This window comes from Mediterraneibacter hominis, assembly GCF_014287475.1.
GTDB lineage: Bacteria > Bacillota > Clostridia > Lachnospirales > Lachnospiraceae > Mediterraneibacter > Mediterraneibacter hominis.
In genome coordinates, this window is record NZ_JACOPF010000002.1 from 1 (window position 1) to 20306 (window position 20306).

Annotated in this window: 20 protein-coding genes and 1 tRNA gene; 8 read left to right on the forward strand and 13 right to left on the reverse strand. The window is 38.3% G+C overall.

Features of this window, described 5'->3' with window-relative positions:
* Positions 1-482: 482 nt before the first annotated feature.
* The 10 genes from H8S37_RS09475 to H8S37_RS09520 all read right to left on the reverse strand — a co-directional run bounded on the left by H8S37_RS09475 (position 483) and on the right by H8S37_RS09520 (position 9126).
* Positions 483-570 (reverse strand) — tRNA-Ser (locus tag H8S37_RS09475).
* Between the two features lie 210 nt (positions 571-780).
* Complete coding sequence (locus H8S37_RS09480) at positions 781-1506, reverse strand: lysophospholipid acyltransferase family protein (protein ID WP_186875825.1); 726 nt, start codon at positions 1504-1506, stop codon at positions 781-783.
* A gap of 128 nt (positions 1507-1634) precedes the next feature.
* On the reverse strand, positions 1635-2189 hold the full coding sequence (locus H8S37_RS09485) for a Fe-S-containing hydro-lyase (protein ID WP_186875826.1): 555 nt from the start codon (positions 2187-2189) through the stop codon (positions 1635-1637).
* A 229-nt stretch (positions 2190-2418) separates the two neighbouring features.
* Entirely contained in the window at positions 2419-3264 is an 846-nt protein-coding gene (locus H8S37_RS09490) for a fumarate hydratase (RefSeq protein WP_186875827.1), read from the reverse strand.
* A 38-nt stretch (positions 3265-3302) separates the two neighbouring features.
* On the reverse strand, positions 3303-3791 hold the full coding sequence (locus H8S37_RS09495; RefSeq protein ID WP_186875828.1) for a deoxycytidylate deaminase: 489 nt from the start codon (positions 3789-3791) through the stop codon (positions 3303-3305).
* A gap of 19 nt (positions 3792-3810) precedes the next feature.
* Positions 3811-4440, reverse strand: a complete 630-nt coding sequence (upp, locus tag H8S37_RS09500; protein WP_186875829.1) for a uracil phosphoribosyltransferase — start codon at positions 4438-4440, stop codon at positions 3811-3813.
* Positions 4440-5966: an L-threonylcarbamoyladenylate synthase gene (locus H8S37_RS09505; RefSeq protein ID WP_186875830.1), complete on the reverse strand. Its 1527-nt coding sequence runs from the start codon at positions 5964-5966 to the stop codon at positions 4440-4442. The genes upp and H8S37_RS09505 overlap by 1 nt, the downstream gene beginning before the upstream one ends.
* 41 nt (positions 5967-6007) lie before the next feature.
* Entirely contained in the window at positions 6008-6709 is a 702-nt protein-coding gene (locus H8S37_RS09510) for an N-acetylmuramoyl-L-alanine amidase family protein (protein WP_186875831.1), read from the reverse strand.
* Positions 6710-6779: 70 nt separating this feature from the next.
* Positions 6780-8720, reverse strand: a complete 1941-nt coding sequence (locus H8S37_RS09515) for a glycosyl hydrolase family 18 protein (protein WP_186875832.1) — start codon at positions 8718-8720, stop codon at positions 6780-6782.
* Positions 8721-8904: 184 nt separating this feature from the next.
* Positions 8905-9126, reverse strand: a complete 222-nt coding sequence (locus H8S37_RS09520) for a hypothetical protein (protein ID WP_186875833.1) — start codon at positions 9124-9126, stop codon at positions 8905-8907.
* A 470-nt stretch (positions 9127-9596) separates the two neighbouring features.
* Between H8S37_RS09520 and H8S37_RS09525 the strand changes: the two genes are divergently transcribed.
* Positions 9597-10319 carry an adaptor protein MecA gene (locus H8S37_RS09525; protein ID WP_186875834.1) on the forward strand — a complete coding sequence of 241 codons (723 nt, stop codon included), beginning with the start codon at positions 9597-9599 and terminating at the stop codon, positions 10317-10319.
* A gap of 92 nt (positions 10320-10411) precedes the next feature.
* Here H8S37_RS09525 and H8S37_RS09530 read toward each other — a convergent pair whose 3' ends face one another.
* Positions 10412-10621 carry a DUF1858 domain-containing protein gene (locus H8S37_RS09530; protein WP_186875835.1) on the reverse strand — a complete coding sequence of 70 codons (210 nt, stop codon included), beginning with the start codon at positions 10619-10621 and terminating at the stop codon, positions 10412-10414.
* A 510-nt stretch (positions 10622-11131) separates the two neighbouring features.
* Entirely contained in the window at positions 11132-12229 is a 1098-nt protein-coding gene (locus tag H8S37_RS09535) for a C40 family peptidase (RefSeq protein ID WP_186875836.1), read from the reverse strand.
* Positions 12230-12723: 494 nt separating this feature from the next.
* On the opposite strand from H8S37_RS09535, the gene H8S37_RS09540 reads away from it, so the two are divergent.
* From H8S37_RS09540 to rbr, 3 genes are all read left to right on the forward strand, one after another.
* Positions 12724-13119, forward strand: coding sequence for a Fur family transcriptional regulator (locus H8S37_RS09540; protein WP_186875837.1), 396 nt, complete (start codon positions 12724-12726; stop codon positions 13117-13119).
* Positions 13120-13150: 31 nt separating this feature from the next.
* Positions 13151-13693: an NADH peroxidase gene (locus tag H8S37_RS09545; RefSeq protein ID WP_070088086.1), complete on the forward strand. Its 543-nt coding sequence runs from the start codon at positions 13151-13153 to the stop codon at positions 13691-13693.
* Positions 13694-13827: 134 nt separating this feature from the next.
* Complete coding sequence (gene rbr / locus H8S37_RS09550) at positions 13828-14364, forward strand: rubrerythrin (protein WP_186875838.1); 537 nt, start codon at positions 13828-13830, stop codon at positions 14362-14364.
* 80 nt (positions 14365-14444) lie between these two features.
* Here rbr and H8S37_RS09555 read toward each other — a convergent pair whose 3' ends face one another.
* Positions 14445-15611: an iron-containing alcohol dehydrogenase gene (locus tag H8S37_RS09555; RefSeq protein WP_186875839.1), complete on the reverse strand. Its 1167-nt coding sequence runs from the start codon at positions 15609-15611 to the stop codon at positions 14445-14447.
* Between the two features lie 287 nt (positions 15612-15898).
* Between H8S37_RS09555 and H8S37_RS09560 the strand changes: the two genes are divergently transcribed.
* The 4 genes from H8S37_RS09560 to H8S37_RS09575 all read left to right on the forward strand — a co-directional run bounded on the left by H8S37_RS09560 (position 15899) and on the right by H8S37_RS09575 (position 20164).
* Entirely contained in the window at positions 15899-16702 is an 804-nt protein-coding gene (locus H8S37_RS09560) for a class I fructose-bisphosphate aldolase (RefSeq protein WP_186875840.1), read from the forward strand.
* 33 nt (positions 16703-16735) lie between these two features.
* Positions 16736-17767 (forward strand): zinc-dependent alcohol dehydrogenase, encoded by a 1032-nt coding sequence (locus H8S37_RS09565; RefSeq protein WP_186875841.1) that lies wholly within the window; start codon positions 16736-16738, stop codon positions 17765-17767.
* 184 nt (positions 17768-17951) lie between these two features.
* Positions 17952-19292 (forward strand): APC family permease, encoded by a 1341-nt coding sequence (locus tag H8S37_RS09570; protein WP_186875842.1) that lies wholly within the window; start codon positions 17952-17954, stop codon positions 19290-19292.
* A gap of 20 nt (positions 19293-19312) precedes the next feature.
* Positions 19313-20164 carry a riboflavin kinase gene (locus H8S37_RS09575; RefSeq protein ID WP_186875843.1) on the forward strand — a complete coding sequence of 284 codons (852 nt, stop codon included), beginning with the start codon at positions 19313-19315 and terminating at the stop codon, positions 20162-20164.
* The last annotated feature ends 142 nt before the right edge of the window (positions 20165-20306 follow it).

The following is a 20306-nucleotide window of genomic DNA, read 5'->3' on the forward strand; positions in this document are numbered from 1 at the left end:
CGTTCATCCTGAGCCAGGATCAAACTCTCGCATGTAGAACTTTGGCTTCGTCTTTAAAAGCCTCTTGTTCGTTTGCGCTCCCCATGTTCTTAACGCGGTTTCCCACATGTTTAGAACTGCTGGAGCTTCTTTTTGTTTGCCCGGACCAGAATTAACCTCTAGCTAATTCTTATCCTTTTACTGTTCTTGGTTCGTCTGTATTCCATACAGACCGTTCGAAAATTTCTCTCTTAGAATTTTCAAGGATTGTTGTCTATTGTTCAGTTCTCAAGGTGCTTTACTTTGCTAACCTCACGGGTCAGCCTAAATATAATATCATTTATTTCTATTTTTTGTCAAGACTTTTTTTAACTTTTCTTGAACTTTTTTACAATACTTCTTTTGGATACTATATTTAGTGTTTTTCTGACATTATCTACACAACTCTATAGTTGAAACACAAAAACTACTGGATTCACCAGTAGTTTCTGGATAATGTCAAACGGAGAAAGAGGGATTTGAACCCTCGCGCCGGTTTCCCGACCTACACCCTTAGCAGGGGCGCCTCTTCAGCCTCTTGAGTATTTCTCCTGATTCTGAAAACCAACTGCAAAATGAACTATTTTACAGCACACATATTTTCTGCGATAACGCAAGAATTATTATACTAAAGTGAATTTGCAATGTCAACGGTAAAATAAAAGTTTTTCCAATATTTTAACCAATCCTACAGGCTTTTTCAAATACTGAATTCTGTCTGTTCTGTATAACAGAATTGTTCTGATGCTATTATCTGGATATTCATGCAGTGACAGAGCTTTCATTTTCATCAATTGTTTTTTGTATCTTATCATGTACTAGCGCTGCTATTTCTGTTGTTTTCATCGCTTTATAGTCTTCGTATTCTATTGGCTTTAAAAAATGCACCTGAACTGTTACCGGAGCAATTGTATTTCTATCAAAAGGCTGAAAGGAATCAATCAGAGCAACCGGAACAATCGGACATTTCGCGCGTGTTGCTGCTTTAAAGCTTCCTCCTTTGAAATCGCCGATACGATTTCCACATTTCGATCTTGTTCCTTCTGCAAATATCAAATAATTTCTGCCTTTTTTTACTTCATCCGATACGTCAAGAATCACTTTCATTGCCTGACGCACATCTTCTCTATCCAGCATATATGCTTTCATACAGGCAAATACCTGTTTTAAAAACTGGATATTTTTTATCTCTTTTTTAGCTACAACAGAAAATGGAACCGGACACGCTTCTAATACTGCAAGAACATCGTATAGTCCCTGATGATTCGGGTAAAACATAAAACCATTTTGGGAAGGAATATTTTCTGCTCCATGCACATCAATATGCACATTTCCTCCTCTGTTTGCATGTATCACAATCCATTTTAAAAGAGCATATTGATTTTCTTCTGTATATTTTTCTGTATGTGCCGCCCTGTAACAAAGGCGTATCCACATATATGGCACTAATAAAATATTTCGAAATACCATTAGCAAAATACGTTTCATTTTTTTATATCCTTCCTCTATATGCTTTGTACTGGCTTTAGCACATTTTAATAAGAAACCATATGCAGATGCTTAAACACGTATCTGCTCCCTGCTCTGCTTTATAGTTTTTCTAAAGTGTGGGGTGCTTACTTTTCCAAGCAATACTCCTGAATCGCTGTCTCATAGAGATTTTGTCCCTTTGAATCTATTACAACAATAGCAGGAAAGTTTTCAACTTCAAGTCTGCGTATTGCTTCTGTTCCAAGATCCTCATATGCAATGACCTCTGACTTTTTAATACATTTCGAAAGCAGCGCTCCTGCTCCTCCTACTGCCGCGAAATAAACTGCTCCATTCCTGATAATTGCATCTACCACCGACGGACTCCTTTTTCCCTTTCCAATCATCGCTCCAAGCCCTAAGTCTAAAAGCTGCGGTGTATACTTGTCCATGCGGCTTGCCGTAGTGGGACCCGCCGAGCCAATTGGATGACCTTTGCGGGCAGGTGAGGGCCCCATATAGTAGATTACCTGTTCCTTTATATTCATTGGAAGTTCGCCGCCCTTCTGTAATATTTCATACATTCTTTTATGTGCAGCATCTCTTGCGGTATAGATGATACCTGTAATATACACATAGTCTCCTGCCTTTAATATCTTAGCGTCCTCTTTTGCAATCGGTACTTTTATATATCTGTCCACCGCGATAACCTCCTCTTTTTAAACCCCAGTTTTTAGCCGATATAAATGTTTTTGAATCCCCCACCTGAATAGTTCTGCTTTGCAGCTCTTATTTTACAGGTTGATTTAAAATATTTATACCGGCTAATAAAATAATACTTTTTTAATTGTTGTCCAATTTATCTTCCTTTACAGAATTTAATATCTATTTCTACTGTGTATATTACCTAAACATAAACAAATCACTCTTTTATAATACTCGTGTTATATGACGATTTACATGACAACAGATATTAATTCCCACAGGCAGGCCCGCTATATGAGTAGGGTATGTATTTACATGAACCGCCAATGCTGTTACAGTACCTCCCAGTCCCCCTGGACCAATCCCAAGCTGATTGATTTTTTCTAAAAGTTCTTCTTCTAATTCTGCAGCCCATGAAATTTCTGAATGCTTTCCTGTTTCGCGGGTCAATGCTTCTTTGGCCATAAGAGCGCATTTTTCAAATGTGCCTCCTATTCCAACCCCTACTACTATAGGCGGACAAGCATTAGGCCCTGCATCTTTTACTGCTGTCAGCACTGCCTGCTTTACACCTTCTATTCCCTCTGCTGGTTTCAACATAAATATGCGGCTCATATTTTCGCTTCCAAAGCCTTTGGGGGCGACCTTTATTTTTATCTTATCTCCAGTTACAATCCTTATATGAAGTACTGCCGGCGTATTATCTCCCGTATTTTTTCTTAGAATAGGATCTCCAACTACTGATTTTCTTAAAAATCCTTCCTCGTATCCTCGGCGCACACCTTCATTTACAGCATCTTCCAGACTGCCGCCTGTAAAATGTACGTCCTGTCCTATTTCAAGAAAAATCACTGCCATTCCTGTGTCCTGACAGATTGGTATCATATCTTCTGCCGCTATATGAAGATTTTCCTGAAGCTGACCTAAAATCTGGCGGCCGAGGACAGACTTTTCCTTTTTCTCTGCGCCTTTCATAGCGGCTGTCATATCAGAAGAAAGAAAATGATTCACCTCTATACACATTTCTTTTATATTTTCTGTTATTTCATTTACATTTACTGTCCGAATCATAATGATGCCTGTCCCTCTTTTTTCCTATTTATAATATATTACAGAAGAATTTTTACTTCTCTGTTTGTCCGGTGATACTGATGATAACGTACCCCCGCCGCATCCATCATCCTTTTAGATGCTATCACACTCGGGGTATCTGCATACTTGTCACAATCATATATCACTTCTTTAATGCCCGCCTGGATAATGGCTTTCGCGCATTCATTGCAAGGAAACAATGAGACATACAGCTTTGCTCCAGCAAGACTCCCGCCGCTGTAATTTAAAATCGCATTTAATTCGCTGTGAGTAGAATACACATATTTTGTCTCAAGGGGATCTCCCCCCTCACGCGCCCATGGGAATTCATCATCTGAACATCCAATCGGAAAACCATTATAACCCATAGACAAAATTTTATTGTCCTTGCTCACAATGCAGCATCCTACCTGCGTATTTGGATCCTTTGAACGCATGCCTGCCAGCATTGCAACTCCCATAAAATATTCGTCCCACGATAAATAATCTTTTCTCTTTTCAGACATTCGAATTCCCTCCTGTATTTTACTTTGTTCCGAATATCCGGTCTCCGGCATCGCCCAGTCCCGGAACAATATAAGCGTGTTCATTTAACCGTTCATCCAATGCACCGATATACAGATCTACATCCGGATGCTCTTCCTGCATTTTCTTAACGCCTTCCGGTGCCGCAATGATACACATAAAACGAATGTGTTTTACCCCTTTTTCTTTTAGCATATGAATTGCAGCCGTACTAGACCCCCCTGTCGCCAACATGGGGTCTACCACAAATACTTCTCGTTCCTCACAATCTGCCGGAAGCTTACAATAATATTCAACTGGCTTAAATGTCTCCGGATCTCTGTACAATCCGATATGTCCCACCTTTGCAGTCGGAATGAGGGAAAGCATTCCATCCACCATTCCCAGGCCTGCCCTAAGAATCGGTACGACCGCTAATTTTTTTCCTGTCAATTCTTTTCCCCATGTTTCTGCAATCGGTGTTTTAATTTTAATATCCTTCAGCTTTAGATCCCGCGTTGCCTCATAACACATTAAACCCGCAATCTCACCAATTACTTCTCTGAACTCTTTTGTACCTACATCCTCCCGTCTGATATAGCTGATTTTGTGCTGAATCAACGGGTGCTCCATCACGTGAATCTCTGCCATCATTCTCCTCCTTTAGTATATGAATTTAATTTATTTGTCAACTTTTCTATTAACTTTGTCAAAATTTCATAACACTCACCATAAGCAGTCAACGGCTGACCATAAGGATTCGGAATGTCTCCATCCGCCTCCGTAAATTCATTAAGTGTATATACATTTTTTGTATTTTGATATTCAGATAAAATCTTTTTCTTCAGTCCCTCATCAATTGCCAGAACCAAAGTATCTTCTTGTAAATCTTCTTCTTTTAATTGACTAGAAAAATGTTTCTCAAGGCTTAATTGCCCACTCTTCATAATTGCTTCTATTTTCTGGTTTACGGGTTCCGGAAAGAGTACAATCAGTCCCCTGGAGTCAATCACATATTCTTGTTCCAATTCCTGTGCCCGAAGCAGTTCAGCCGCCATAGGCCCCCGACTTGTATCTGTACTGCTTACAAATAAAATCCGACGGTATTTCTGTTCTTTTACTATAGCAGCAGCAGATAAACGAAGATGACCTGCCGCCTTCTCCAGGCGATTCATAATCGCTTTGCCGATTCCCTGCATCGCAAAAGACTCACTATATATTGCATCCACATTTTCCTCGTCAAATTCTCTTAGAATACGATATAAATTTTTTGCAATTGTTTTTTCATTCTCCCTTGTCCCTATATTCTTAACAAGTCCATAACGGTAAAACTGATTTGTTTCATTCGTAGCAATAATCCCAACAGATTTCCCTTTTCTATATCCCTCATATGCCAACTGACGAATCGCCAGGATTTCTTCCCTCAAGTCCCCTTCTACGATCGTCAGCCTTGCTTTTGGAGCATAATGCCTGTACTTCATTCCCGGCGCCTTCGGAGGCTGTCTGCTCTCGCTGCCTAAAAGTGTTTCATCTACACTCACTGTTCCAATTATTTCCTCAAACATATCAGCGGTAATTGCCCCTGGACGCAGAATCATAGGCGGAGTTACTGTCATATCCAGTATCGTGGATTCAAGCCCTATATCCACACTTCCGCCATCTAGTATCATATCTATTTTTCCATTCAGATCCTCTTCTACATGCGCTGCAGTCGTTGGGCTTGGACGCCCTGAGGTATTTGCACTTGGAGCAGAAACAAACCCTCCCGCTGCTTTAATAAGCTGCATAGCAACTGGATCGCTCGGCATCCGAACAGCAACTGTGTTAAGCCCGCCTGTTGTTCCATAGGGAACTGCTACGCTTTTTTCAAATATCATCGTAAGAGGTCCCGGCCAAAAACGCTGCATCAACGCTTCTGTCTCTGGAGGAATATGAACTGCAATTTTCTTTAAGTCCTCCCTATCCGCAATGTGAACGATCAGAGGATTATCGGACGGACGCCCCTTTGCTGCATACGTCTTTTTTGCAGCCTCCTCGTCCAATGCATTTGCACCAAGCCCGTATACTGTCTCTGTAGGAAACGCAACAAGCCCGCCTTGCTTCAATATTTCTCCCGCTTCCTGTATAATAGATTCCTCTATGTTATTTTTATCTACTTTTCTTATTTTTGTCCTCATATGTTCTATTATACCATTATTTGTATTAAAAAAAAACTCCTTTATCTGCTTTCTAAGTATTCTATGACTCCGTCTGCAATCGCTTCTGCAAGTGCCTTCTGGTACTCTTCTGTGACTAATTTTTCCGCTTCTTCGTAATTGCTTAAAAATCCGCACTCCATAATGACAACCGGCACTTCTGTTTTCTTTAAAAGATAATATGTATCGTTCGCCTTTGCTTCCCTGGTTCCTTCGGTATCTACTGTTTTTATTGTTTTCTGAATGATTTCGGCTGCCGTTTTCGCCTCTTTTGAGTGTGTAAAATAAAATGCCTGCGCTCCATGCACAGATGCTTCGTGGTAACTGTTCTGATGAATACTGACTGTTAGATCCGGAGAATTTTCATTGATAAGCTTCACCCTTTCCTTCAAATCACCCGATTGAGAATTTACCAGACGTTCACCGTCTTCCCTTGTCATAAGCACCTGTACATCCCTTTTTTCCAAGTATTCCTTCAAATAAACTGCAATGCTCAAATTAACATCTTTTTCCAATGCGTCATTTACCCCTATTTTGCCGGGATCCTGACCGCCATGCCCGGCATCAACAATAACCAAAGGCTTCTCTCTTTTATCTACCTTCTGCGCCGTAGTTTCCATGCTCTTATTCATATGACAATACAGATATTCTCCACCTGCCCGACATGCCGCTATCACACATAGCAGCAATACGATTACCCCTACAATTTTTATTTTCTGCCGCAAAAAACATCCTCCTTTCCATATATTGTAATATATGCGAAAGAAGGATGTCCCTTTCACCGACTTCTTAAATCTAATTTACATACTGGAGAATCAAATCCCAAACACTTGCATTTTCCCAGCCGATCTTCCATTCAGCTACACCTGCCAATTTATTCTGCTTAATTAGCTTTAGTTTTTCTTCAATAGATGTGCTGTCCTCAAGCCATATCTTATAAACGCCTTCATCTGTCTCCCACTGGGCATAATTCTGTTTTGCCGTATCGTCCCATTCTGCCTGGACGCCCACAGACTGAAGCATATCTGCCGCTTCATCCATTCCAAGTGCTGAACTAGTCACTTTATTTGGATAATTTGCTGCTTCTGTACCTTCGTCCTGAGCAAGATCTTCCTCCGTCTTTGGAGACTCCAGCCACAGCCTTGTATAGAATGGAATACCAGCGATTAATTTTGTATTCGACACTTTCTTCAATGCGTCTTCAATCCCTGTTTTTACATATTCATAAGACGACACTGACCCCGCCTCATAGGAACCTTCTGTATGTTCGTCATAGGCCATAATAATTACATAATCAGCCATTATTCCCTGTTCTTCCAGATCATAATGTTCATTATAAGGCTGTGGCACATAATTATCTACAGAAAAAACGAGGCCATTTTGCCGGCATTTTACCGATAATTCTCTTACAAACTGAATATAATGTTCTCCACACTCATTTGAAATCAGTTCAAAATCCAGATTAATTCCGTCTACACCCGACTGTAATGCCGCGGCAATAACCTGATTGATTACATTTGCTCTCTTTGACGTATAACTTAATACCTGATATGTTTCATCATAAGAGTTAATTCCTCCATGGAAATCTCTGAGCACAGCCCACACCTCTAGCTTAGACTGGTGCGCATAATTCACATACTCAGAATTCGCTATAGATGAAATATTTCCTTCGGTATCTGCAAGATTGAACCATGTCGGAGCGATTGTTGTAAGCCCTTTTGTCCGTGCTATTGTCTCAAGAACATAATTATTTGCATCTTCATTTTCCACATTATGCCATGCCATATTTATAGTATGGTTTTCTGAAATATTTGTATATACGGGCTCTTCAAATTCATTAGAAAAAGTCTCTGTTTTCTCATCTTTCAGAGAACTAGTCTTTACATAGCCAATAAACCCATCATTGGTAGCAACTTTTTGCCAGTCATCCTCATCCTCAAGAACTGTCACCTTATCCGATTTCTCTACTTCGGTCAAAATCGGACTTTTGACCCCTCCCTGATAACGGACCTCTGTATCTCTTTTTAGTTTGGCTGTCTGAACCTTGCCCCATTCACTTGTAATTACTGCTCGACCCGGCTGTTCATAAACGGAGTATGTCATATTTGTATAATGCTGTATAAACGGTAAAGCTATATATGCTGTCTTACCCTCTGTTTTCAATATCACATATTCTTCGCTTTTAGTCTCATTAATCTCTGTATACTCTTTACTACCTACTTCAACTGTTACATTTCCGTTCGGAAGTGTATAAAGAAGAACGTTTTCATTAGAATCCCAGTAAATTCTCTTATTGATCCTATCTCTGACTACCGAGTATTCTATATAAGGAGTTCCGTCAAACATCTTTCCCGGCGGCGGCGCCTCTGTATCCTCTGTGCTGCGTACTACCTGATTATTTACTACAACCGCAATATCATCTTCATTCACTAACCCATAATATTGATTCAAATCGGCTTTCTCATTTGATGAACCGTATCTTTTCCAAAATATAAATCCTGCGATGACTGCAATAATCACTATAATAAGAAGAAACATTCTTATTATCATATTTCTTCTTCTACGCCTTGCACGGCTGCTTCTACGCCTTGATCTTTGAATGCTTGGATGTTCGGATGTTCTGTCCGTCTCCGGCCGTCTCCCTGTTCTGCGGGTACTACTGCCTGGGCGTCTTCTCTGCATTCCTTGCTGTCTTACCCTGCGGGCCTCTGCACTCCTTCTTTCTCTTTCGTCCATACCGCACCTCCTAATCAGGCCTAAGTAATTCTATGTCTTATTATATTTAAACACAGATTTGCGTATATTATACCATATTTTTTATATACGTCATCAGTATTTTGTTATTTTTTACGACATTTTAAGCGGTTTTTCCGAATATACATCTATTATTTTGTCCTGCATGTAAAGGGGTATTCCATGCTTATTTGTTTCCGCTAATATTGATAAAAGCCAAAGATTCTATGTTTCCTTCCGGATTCAGTACATAATCCCGCATATAGCTTCCTTCTTCCTTCAACATACATGCCGTTACAATTTGCATTGGGCTTGCTTTGCAGTCCTCCATAAAAATATTTACTCCATTTTTTTCATAATTTTCCAACTCTGCAAATAATTCTCTATAAGCTGCTTCGTCCCTACTCATGGTCTCCTCCTCTCCCTGGCGATTCTGGTAAACATGTTAAATCTGCCAATCAAACCATACAGAGGTATTCGTGACATACTGCCGGTTTTATGACAATCTGGAAGATAGTATGAATCACAGTGGATAACATCATTGTCGTGTGCTGATTTTGTCCTGACACAGGACTTAAGATTTTGAATTTTGATTTCCTTGTCCGGAAACCAATTCATACTGTACCGAGAAATTTAGAAAAGTAAATTGTATTCCTCCTTCCGTATAAACTCATATTTACCAAGGAATACTATCTTCTGTAACTGCCATTATAGATACTAAACTTTGTGTTTGCAATGTGTTTTTTGTTTATAAGTCAGGCTATTTTGTTGATAACCTAAATCTTGAGTTTATTTCGCTTTACATATTTTTGTTTTTTGTTTATACTAATAGTGAGAAGATATACTATTTGATATATCAATTCATAAGGATGTGATCATATGAAAATCGAAAAACTGAATGAGAATCAAATTCGTTGTACTTTGACACATGCTGATTTGGCGGCACGCCATCTGAAATTAAGCGAACTCGCATATGGCACAGAGAAAGCAAAATCTTTATTTCGTGATATGATGCAGCAGGCTTCCTTTGACTTTGGTTTTGAAGCAGAGGATATTCCGTTGATGATTGAAGCAATTCCTGCTTCTTCTGACTCCATTGTATTGATCATAACAAAGGTGGAAGATCCGGAAGAATTAGATACAAGATTTTCTAAATTTACGTCATCTAGTGATACGGAATCTATGAATTCCGAAACACTGGATAAATTAGAAGGTGCAGAAGAATTTCTCAACCTTTTAAATAAAGTAAAGGAGGCTGCATCAAGTACAGAATCCGAAACAAAAGACACTGACAGTGCATCCATTCCTTTTACGGTACGCTTGTTTTCTTTTGAAACGATTGACTCTGTAATCCAGGCAGCGCACCTAATAGCACCGGTATATCAAGGTTCCAACACTTTGTACCATGATACAGAAAATAATATGTATATACTGGCACTTGCACAGTCAGAACATACTGGTAATGAATTTAATAAGATTTGTAATATGCTTTCCGAATATGGGTCGCCTGAAAAAGGGTCCGCCGCAATCCTCGCATTCTTAGAGGAGCACTGTGAGATTTTTATATCAGCTGATGCAGTACAAAAATTATCTGTACTATAATTTACATTTTTATCTTTCTAAAACAAATAGTACATGATTCAAAAAATACCGCCCGGATTAAATCCCGGCGGTATTTTTTATTTCTGTATTCTTTATTTTCCTGCTGCCTGCATCGCTGCATTAATCTTTTCAACAAGCAGGTCGCTGTCTATCCCATGAACCATTGCCGCTTCCTCTAAAGATTCCATCTGTGCAGAAGGGCATCCCAGACAGTGCATTCCAATTTCCATAAGAATCGGAGCTGCTTCCGGATAAACATTTAGTAATTCCCCAATTGTTGTATTTTTAGAAATCTGTGACATTTCTATTTCCTCCTTTTTATATTCAGTGTTTTTAATTATAATCCCTTATTTTCAAATAATCAACCGTCAGAAAAATAAATTAATTTTTTCACTTTTTTAGACTACTTAAAAGTCAAGATTTTTTCTGCTTTTTTTCGACAAATTCCTAATTTCATAACAACTCACCAAAACACGCGTTCTTTTTTTACAGTGAGTAATTCACCAAAAACACATGTTTTTATGTGGATAATGTGGATAACTTTTCAAAAATCTAATGTTTTCCACGTTTTTTTCTAGGTTGAGTGTGGATAAGTTGAAAACTTCTTTTTTACCATCTTCGACTCTTTTTTACAATTTCATACAAATTTGTGCATTTTGTATATTGTTATTATTTTCCATATATCTACCGCTGTTCTCATTTTTTTGCTATTTTTCCTTTTTAGCGACAGCCAAAATCGTACTGCCTTTTTGCCGAAAAAAACTGTACTTCTTTTTCATTTTTGAAGTACAGTTTTTATCCAAATCCGTAGTTTACAAAACCCTTCTTATTGTAATAATGTTTGTATATGTCGCGCTGCAAATTCCTATACCGTCTGCTTCATTCATCGCGTTGACAATGTTTCCATCTCCCATATACAAACCGACATGTCCATCATATAATACCAGGTCTCCCGGAAGAGCTTCTTCATAACTCACTGGATACCCTACCGTTTCCATATCCCATGTTGTCCGTGGTAAATTAATTCCAAAATGAGCATATACAGATTGTACAAATCCTGAACAGTCTGCTCCTTCTGTCAGGCTTGTTCCTCCCCATACATACGGATTTCCAATAAACTGACAGGCATAATCAATAACCGCTTGTCCTGTGGCTGACTGTGTTTGTACAATAGCCGCCTCCTGAGCTTGCATTGTCTCTGTGTCCTGCTGTACTTTATTTTCTTCGGCTATGCGCTCCTCCTCTGCCTCTCTGGTTTCTCCATACGAATACGTCGTCTCTACTGTGATATAGTCCCCGCTGACCCATCCGGAAATATCACCTACTTCTACCGGATACCACCCTTCAACAGGTTCGCCTGTAATCATATATTCTTCATTTTGTTCTACCTGTGTCAGTATATTTGCCTGTGTTCCTTGTCCGTCGCGTACATTAAGCACATACGCTTCTACCTTCATCTTTTCCTTTTCAAATTCTCTCGCACGTGTCTCTGCGTCCTCCCCTGTATAAAGAGAAGCTGCCGGAACATAGCCTTCTGCGTCTCCGGATTTTATCTTTGCCCAGTCACCTTGAAATTCCAACACTTCTGCGGCGGAATCACTATATAATTTTCCAACCCAGTCACTGGCTTCATCTGGGGCAGTTCTAATGTAGGTATAATCACCTACATTAGAAAATGCCATATTTGAATACTCACCCTCTGCTGTTGGTACTAAATACAGATTTAGATTTTCTTTTACTTCTGTTTCGTAACATTCTGTCAGTACCGATTCGATTCCTGCAACCGGCAAAACGGATTTTTCTTCTGTCTTTTGTTCCGCAGCTTTTACCGTAATTGCACTCCCCGGAATCATAACTACTCCTGCCAGAGCAGAAATAATTATCTTTTGCCTTATGTGTGTCATCTTCATATAAAACCTCCTTGATTTTCAGTCTTTATCTTTTGTAGGAAGTTCTAAATGTTACACATTTGTTAAATTTGTTACGTTGCCATTATAGCAATCCCTACTATGACTGTCAACCAATTTTATAGTAATTTAATATACATACATCGACATTTTATACTTTCAATTTATAATAAAAAACAATTTATGCAATTATTTATTAACTATTTTGTAACAATTTGTCTGAATTATTCCTTCTATAATATATATTTATAAAGATTTTAAATTATAACAGACAACATGTAATGCCCTCCGATTTGTAGATTCGTAGATTTACCTGTATACTATAAATCGGAACAATAAATGGTAACAGAAATTACCGCATACAAATGGAGGTCCTTACATATTGTCTGTTACTTTAAATTTTTTAAATTTTTCTATTGACTTTTATATTTTTTTGTATTATATTTTAATTACAGTAATTGTTACTGTTATTGTTTTGATATGAAAGGGGGATTCCATTGGCAACTTTAAAATATAGTCGGCAACGAGAATCCATCAAAAATTATCTGGCAACAACAAAAGAGCATCCAACTGCCGATACCGTTTATCTTCAGATGAAGAAAGAATTTCCAAATATCAGTCTGGGAACTGTTTACAGAAATTTAAATCTTCTTACAGAAATTGGAGAGGTCATTAAAATTCCCACCCCCAACGGCGGCGACAGATTTGATGGAAGAATCGAACCACATAATCATTTTCTTTGTACTAAGTGTGGACGGTTGCTGGATTTAGAGCTTGACATGAAAAATATAGAGGAAGTCAATCAAATGGCCGGAACGAATTTTGACGGCATTATTCAGTCTAGTTCTATACTATTTTACGGTGAATGCGGTGACTGCATTAAAAAGTCATAAAATATATAATTTTAAAAAGGAGATAAAAGCTATGAAAAAATTTGTTTGTACAGTATGTGGTTATGTTTATGAAGGAGAGGCTGCACCGGCTGAATGTCCAGTCTGTCATGCACCGGCTGAAAAATTTAAAGAACAGACAGGTGACAGAGAATGGGCAGCTGAACACGTAGTTGGAGTTGCTCAGGGTGTAAGTGAGGACATTTTGGCTGATTTAAGAGCAAACTTTGAAGGAGAATGTTCTGAAGTAGGAATGTATCTTGCAATGGCGAGAGTAGCTCACAGAGAAGGATATCCAGAAATCGGATTATATTGGGAAAAAGCAGCTTATGAAGAGGCAGAGCATGCTGCTAAATTTGCTGAATTGTTAGGGGAAGTTGTAACAGACAGTACAAAGAAAAACCTTGAAATGAGAGTAGATGCTGAAAATGGTGCAACAGCTGGAAAATTTGATCTCGCAAAACGTGCAAAAGCAGCTAACCTGGATGCAATCCATGATACAGTTCATGAAATGGCAAGAGATGAGGCACGTCATGGAAAAGCATTCGAAGGACTTTTGAAGAGATACTTTGGTTAATTATAAAATATAAAAAAAGAAGCTGTCTGCACTTCGATGGCAGACAGCTTCTTTTTATCTAAAACAGTTGTTTTTACAAAATAAACATTTTATAATATAGGAATAAATTCCCATTATAAAAAGGAGGATATATCATGTCAAAGTACGCAGGAACAAAAACAGAGCAAAATCTTATGGACGCATTTTCAGGAGAATCCCAGGCACGCAATAAATATACTTATTATGCGTCAGCCGCAAGAAAAGCAGGATACGTACAGATGGCTAATATTTTTGAGGAAACTGCTTCACAGGAAAAGGAACATGCCAAAATGTGGTTTAAAGAATTCCATGGAATCGGCAGTGTAGAAGAAAATCTGGAAGATGCCGCGGCAGGTGAAAATTATGAATGGACAGATATGTATAAACGTATGGCAGAAGAAGCTGAAGCGGAAGGCTTTCCGGAACTGGCTGCCAAATTCCGCGGTGTCGCAAAAGTGGAAGCTTCCCACGAGGCGCGTTACAACAGACTGTTAGAACACTTCCGTTCCGGAGAAACATTCAAAGGCGAGGCGCCTCTTGGATGGAAATGTGGAAATTGTGGATTTATCTATGAAGGAGATGAAGCTCCTGAAGTTTGTCCAGTCTGCGCACATCCAAAGGCTTACTTTGAAAGAAAAGCTGAAAATTATTAGAAATCCTGAAATTTCTACTATTATACTATCTTCTATATTATAGCTGCGGATATATAAATATATCCGCAGCTTATTTTAGTTTACCGATCTGTTCCCCAAAAACATTCCTTGTAAAATGCAATCCCTTTTTCATATGTCATACTAGCTGGGGACACCTGCGTTGCAAAGGCTGATAAAGATATATCTGCCCATTTTTCTGCTCCTTCTAAATATTCTGATTCATTTATTTTCATTTCTTTAAACGTTAATGGTAAGTCAAAGCTTTTTATAAAATCAAACAAATAATTTTGTAATGCCAACAAAAGTTCTGAATCTGTACCCTTATATCCCAATCTTCTGGCAATTTTACTGTATGAAGAATGTGGGCCTACATATTTTAGTGAATATGGCAGCATTAAACCACAAATATTTCCATGGGATATAGAAAATGCCGGTCCGGGGTGATCGTATGAATGGACGATCCCAGTACAAGAATTCGTAATAGCCACTCCAGCCATAGAAGCAGCGATATGTAAGCTTTCTTTTGCCTGCTTTTTTTCTTCCACTGTAGTAAATTTTGATACAGCAACTGGCAAAGATTCTAAGATATCTAAAGCAGCTTCAATAGAATAAGCTCTTGTCATAGATGTAGAATTTAAAGCAGTACTTGATTCAACCGCGTGAGTTAGGGCATCTAGCGCAGTAGAAATAGTTAATGGAACCGGTAAGGAATCTGTCAGATCGGCATCTAAAACAGCGTAATGCGGTATCAAGGTGTTATCTAGCAGTAATTTTTTAGTTTTTGACACAGAATCAATGAAAACTGCTGCCGACGTAGTCTCCGAGCCTGTACCACTGGTAGTAGGAACAGATATATGTATCGCTTTTTTCCCTAGTTTTGGCAATTTATATGGTATTGTCGCCTCTGCAAAAGTTAAATCCGGATTTTCATAAAATAAATGAATTGCCTTAGCAGAATCAAGAACACTTCCTCCGCCTACTGCCAAAATCATATCGGGTTGAAATTCATTTACTTTATCTATACAGGTAAAAATATCTTCTATATAAGGTTCATTTCTTATCTGTGCTAAATACATCACGTCAGCGCCAGTAGAAGCTGCTGCATTTTCAATCTTTGTCTTCACTTCATCATTATAGCTGCGCCCCCCTCTGATAATGCCAATCCTTTTTTTACCCAATGAAGCAAAAAATTCAATAGAGCCGCGCCCGGTAATAAATGCAGGGGCAAATAATTGATAGTTATTCATAAATAATCATCCTTTCCCAATTCGTTGAAACCAAAATAGCATTTCTATCGGACACTTTCAATTGACAATAGAAATAAAAATTTTTCTCAATTTTTGTATATATTACATATGTTATATATAAATTACATATGTAATATATACAAAAAACCACGGTAAATTATATACAAAATACCCAAAATTTTCAAAGATTATATTATAATTATTGACAATTTTTCTTACATAACATAAAATTTAACCATTACATTTGATATGTATATATTACATTTGTAACTTAGGAGGTAAAAATTATGAACACAACAGCAAGAATGAACCACATTATTCAACCAGACGGAAAAACTTTTATTTTAGCGATGGACCATGCGGCAAACTTTAACACATTGCCGGCGCTAAAAAACCCTAAAAAATTGGTTAAAGATATTGCGGCGGCAGGCGCTGATGCCTTTCTTTCCACTGTAGGCATGGCAGAATTCTTAACAGATTCTTTTTTAGGGAAAGGGATTATTGTAAGAATCGACGGTGGAGTTTCTTTTTTGGGAGATCGTTCAAAAGCAATGCAGATAACTGTGAATGCTGAAGACATTTCACGAATGGGAGCAGACGCTGTAATTACAATGAGCTTCCCAGGCTCTAGCTTTGAAAATGAATATCTGAGTAATCTGACAAGAGTTGCAATGGATTGCCATAAATGGGGAATTCCTGTATTAGCAGAAGCCTTACCCAGAGGTTTTGAACCTGCCGATGATGCAAGAACTCCAGAAAATCTTACATTTGCATGCAGACAAAGTGTGGAATTAGGTGCAGACTTTGTAAAAACAAATTACACAGGCGATCAAGACTCTTTTGCAAAGCTTTGCGAAGCGACCTATAAACCTGTTGTGATTCTTGGCGGAGCGAAAAAGGTTCCGGTAGAACAGCTATTACAGGAAATTAAAGACGCGCTGGAGGCCGGCGGCGCAGGTGTCGCAATGGGAAGAAATATCTGGGGACACGAAGATCCTGTAAGATATACAGCAGCCATTGCAAAATTAATTCATGAAAACTGTAGTATTGAGGCCGCTATGAAGGAAATGGGCATAAAAGTAGGAGTTTAAGTTTATAAAGTCACTGGTCAGGAGGTTTTATGTATGGAAACATATAAAGTTGCGGTTATAGAGGATGTCAAAAAAATCGGATTTAAGGAGGTGAAAAAAAGAGAACCCGAAGACAGACAGGTATTAGTTAAAGTTGATTCCTGCGCGATCTGTACATTGGAACAAAGAGTTTACAGTGGAGTGATGAACAGATACCCGTTTGCAGGCGGTCATGAAGCCGCCGGGACAGTAGAGGCGATTGGCAAAAAAGTAAAAGGCGTCCAAGTTGGAGATAAGGTAGCCGTACGTTTATTAAACTCATGCGGAGAATGTTATTACTGCAGAAATGGACATGAAAATCAGTGTACAACATCTTTCATTGCTGAAACACAGGAATGTGCAATGGGACCCGGAGGTTTCGCCGAGTATATGATGATGGATGCATCAGATGTCTATAAAATGGATCCCAAAATTGATTTGACGCATGCTGCGCTGTCAGAGCCATTGGCATGTTGTGTCCACAGTATTGAAAATGGCCAGATTGGACTAGGTGATGATGTAGTTGTAATCGGCGTTGGAATCATGGGAGCTTTACATATACAATTAGCTAAACTAAAGGGCGCGAGAGTAATCGCATGTGAATTAGACGATACCCGGCTGGAAATTGCAAAGAAGATGGGAGCAGACATCCTTATAAATTCCGGTAAAACGGATCCTGTCAAGGAAATCCAAAAAATAACAGAAGGACGGGGAGCAGATGCAGTATTTTGTACAGTCCCTGTGGCAGCATTGGCAAAACAGGCTGTAGATATGAGTGGAAAATTAGGAAGAATTGTATTCTATACATCATTCCATCCCGACAATCCCATTGATATCAGTCCAAATAAAGTTCATTCTACGGAACAGATTATTACCGGAACCGTAAATCCTATGAAAAAAGATTTTCTTATTGCAACACGTTTATTATCTGGAAAATTAATAGATGTATCTGCTCTGATTTCAGACTGTATACCGTTGGAAAACATTGAAGAGGCAATGGAAAAGGCCATAAGACCTGATACATATCGCATAATTGTAAGACCATAATTTAAACAATAAAAGGCAAGGAGAGAGAATGGAAATTACATCTGCCAAAATTTCATTCCTTTCTTTCTCCTCTCCCTTCATCCAAAGCGATTGTAACATGTTCTCTTTAAAAATACAAATAGATATTCTTTAGTTTTAAAGAAAGGAGAAAGTTACGAAATATATATTCGTAATAGAATATAGTATGGAAAATAATAATGGAGGTTCATTAAATCTTTTAGCAGCCGTTACTATGATTGCCGGAGGTATGATCGGCAGCGCTATCTTTTCACTCTCAGGATTAACAATGTATACCGCCGGTCCAGCGGCTATTCTTTCATGGATTATCGCAGCATTGATTATGCTGTGTTATGGACTTGTCTGCGCGGAATTGGCTACCAGATTTCCAAAATCAGGCGGTGTATTCGTTTTTCCTACCAAAGCTCTTGGAAAAACAGAAAAACAAGGTAGATTTTGGGGTTGGATATCTGTATGGGGATATTTTAACGCTAATATTGTCGCAGTAGCATTTGCAGCTATTTATGTAGGAACATATCTTAGCGTTGGCTTTCCAGTTTTTGAAGGAATGCAGATTCCTCTGGCAGTAGGCTCCGTCATTTTAGTGTACTTAATGAATATTATGAAGATGTCTTCACTAGGGAAATTAAATAATATATTAGTAGCAGGTATCGTTATAACAATGCTTATATATATTATAACTTCTATTGTAACAGGCGCATTTGAAACATCGAATTTAATTCCATTTTTCTCACAGGGAGCGGGCGGTGATTTAGGATTTATTTCAGTAGTACCTACCGCGATGACAGGGTATGGTTCAATTGTAGCGGTTTCTTTTATGGTACAAGAAGTAAAAAATCCAAATAGAAATGTTCCGCGGGCCGTATTAATTGCCATGACAATTGTATGTCTACTGTATTTGGGTATGATTGTAGCAACATTGGGAATGATTTCAGCCGATTTCCTGGCTGATAATCCGGGAATGCGCTATATACCTATGTACGCGGCAGCATTTACAAAATTAGCCTCTGTACCATGGATGTCAAAAGTTATCTCTATTTCCGCTTTACTGGCACTGATAACTACTATGTTAGTCGTTATGTCACTAACAGCCCGGGCAATGAAAGCAGTCAGCGATACTAAATTACTTCCGGAAGCTTTTGGTAAAATAAGTTCTAATGGAATCCCTGTTTTCGCTACATCAGTCGTAGCAATTCTTGCGGCAATTATATCTTTCTTCCCTGACTTCACAGAATTGCTGGTTAATTTAGGAGCTCTGTTTGCTGTCATGGTAACTGTCATGACAAATATCTCTTTAATCGCTGCCCAGAAAAAATTTCCACTGCCGGAAGGAGCATTCAAAGCCCCTCTGGGTAAAGCGTTGCCATGGATTTCGTTAGTTCTTACATTTATATGTAATATATCTGCCATCATATCAGGAAATATATTGGTATACGCATTCACTCTTGGCTGGTATGTAATAGGAATTATTTACTATAAAATCAGAGTTCGGAAAATTGACAACTAATTTATCTTCGGAGGATAATCATGGAAGTTTATAAATCAATTATGAAAATGAATAAAACTTGTGTTGCTTTTGGAGAATTTGACTGTATACACAAAGGACACAAAGCAGTTGTAGAAACCGTTGTCCGTACTGCAAAGGATAATTCTTTGAAATCTGTAATTGTCAGTATACCAGAAGACGGCGCGGTATTTACTACAGAAGAAGAAAAAGAATATTTATTAAAAGATGCAGATATTGATTATCTTTTTACATACACAGAAAAAACAGAGCATTTTGTAGAAGAGATTATCATTAAAAAATTAGGCGCCAGGATCATAGTCGTTGGAGAAAATCATGCAAATCTGGAACAATTAAAAAAGACTGCTGCAGAATATGAAGTAAGCGTTATTCTGGTTAAAGATGTCAAAGAGAATGATATAAGTATTCATAAATCACTTATTAAAAAGGCGTTTGAAGATTGTGACTATGAAAAAATGACAAGCCTTCTTGGGCATCCGTATATTATGTTAGGAGAAGTCGTGCATGGCAAAGCATTAGGCCGGACAGTCGGTATGCCGACCGCAAATCTCCAAGTACCGGACAAGAAGATCAAACCATTAGACGGCGTTTATTGCACAAGAATTATTTTGGATAATGAACTGTTCTTAGCCATGACAAATATAGGAAAACGACCCTCTGTCGATACCTATGATTATGTAACGATTGAAGCATTTATTTTAGATTTTTCCAGAGATATATATGGAAAACAATTAGTTCTGGAAGTGCATAAATTTATTCGCGGCGTTATAAAATTCGATAATTTAGAACAAGTACAGGCACAAGTACAAAAAGATATTACAGAAGTTCGGAATTTACTTGATAAGATCAGTTAAAGGATAATCATATCATTAACAATCATAAAAGCAGCCATAAGTGTAATATGTGAGCATATCAATGAACACTTTTGTCTGCTTTTATTTCTCTCAAATTAGAAATATAGTTTTAAATTGATATTGCTTTAAATTTTTCTTTATT

What these genes read in the sequence shown, in the direction of transcription:
- H8S37_RS09480 (WP_186875825.1), bottom strand. Translation starts at nt 1,506, where the DNA reads ATGAAACGTATTTTGCTAATGGTATTTCGAAATATTTTATTAGTGCCA.
- H8S37_RS09490 (WP_186875827.1), bottom strand. Translation starts at nt 3,264, where the DNA reads ATGATTCGGACAGTAAATGTAAATGAAATAACAGAAAATATAAAAGAA.
- H8S37_RS09495 (WP_186875828.1), bottom strand. Translation starts at nt 3,791, where the DNA reads ATGTCTGAAAAGAGAAAAGATTATTTATCGTGGGACGAATATTTTATG.
- upp (WP_186875829.1), bottom strand. Translation starts at nt 4,440, where the DNA reads ATGGCAGAGATTCACGTGATGGAGCACCCGTTGATTCAGCACAAAATC.
- H8S37_RS09505 (WP_186875830.1), bottom strand. Translation starts at nt 5,966, where the DNA reads ATGAGGACAAAAATAAGAAAAGTAGATAAAAATAACATAGAGGAATCT.
- H8S37_RS09515 (WP_186875832.1), bottom strand. Translation starts at nt 8,720, where the DNA reads ATGGACGAAAGAGAAAGAAGGAGTGCAGAGGCCCGCAGGGTAAGACAG.
- H8S37_RS09520 (WP_186875833.1), bottom strand. Translation starts at nt 9,126, where the DNA reads ATGAGTAGGGACGAAGCAGCTTATAGAGAATTATTTGCAGAGTTGGAA.
- H8S37_RS09525 (WP_186875834.1), top strand. Translation starts at nt 9,597, where the DNA reads ATGAAAATCGAAAAACTGAATGAGAATCAAATTCGTTGTACTTTGACA.
- H8S37_RS09530 (WP_186875835.1), bottom strand. Translation starts at nt 10,621, where the DNA reads ATGTCACAGATTTCTAAAAATACAACAATTGGGGAATTACTAAATGTT.
- H8S37_RS09535 (WP_186875836.1), bottom strand. Translation starts at nt 12,229, where the DNA reads ATGAAGATGACACACATAAGGCAAAAGATAATTATTTCTGCTCTGGCA.
- H8S37_RS09545 (WP_070088086.1), top strand. Translation starts at nt 13,151, where the DNA reads ATGAAAAAATTTGTTTGTACAGTATGTGGTTATGTTTATGAAGGAGAG.
- rbr (WP_186875838.1), top strand. Translation starts at nt 13,828, where the DNA reads ATGTCAAAGTACGCAGGAACAAAAACAGAGCAAAATCTTATGGACGCA.
- H8S37_RS09555 (WP_186875839.1), bottom strand. Translation starts at nt 15,611, where the DNA reads ATGAATAACTATCAATTATTTGCCCCTGCATTTATTACCGGGCGCGGC.
- H8S37_RS09560 (WP_186875840.1), top strand. Translation starts at nt 15,899, where the DNA reads ATGAACACAACAGCAAGAATGAACCACATTATTCAACCAGACGGAAAA.
- H8S37_RS09565 (WP_186875841.1), top strand. Translation starts at nt 16,736, where the DNA reads ATGGAAACATATAAAGTTGCGGTTATAGAGGATGTCAAAAAAATCGGA.
- H8S37_RS09570 (WP_186875842.1), top strand. Translation starts at nt 17,952, where the DNA reads ATGGAAAATAATAATGGAGGTTCATTAAATCTTTTAGCAGCCGTTACT.
- H8S37_RS09575 (WP_186875843.1), top strand. Translation starts at nt 19,313, where the DNA reads ATGGAAGTTTATAAATCAATTATGAAAATGAATAAAACTTGTGTTGCT.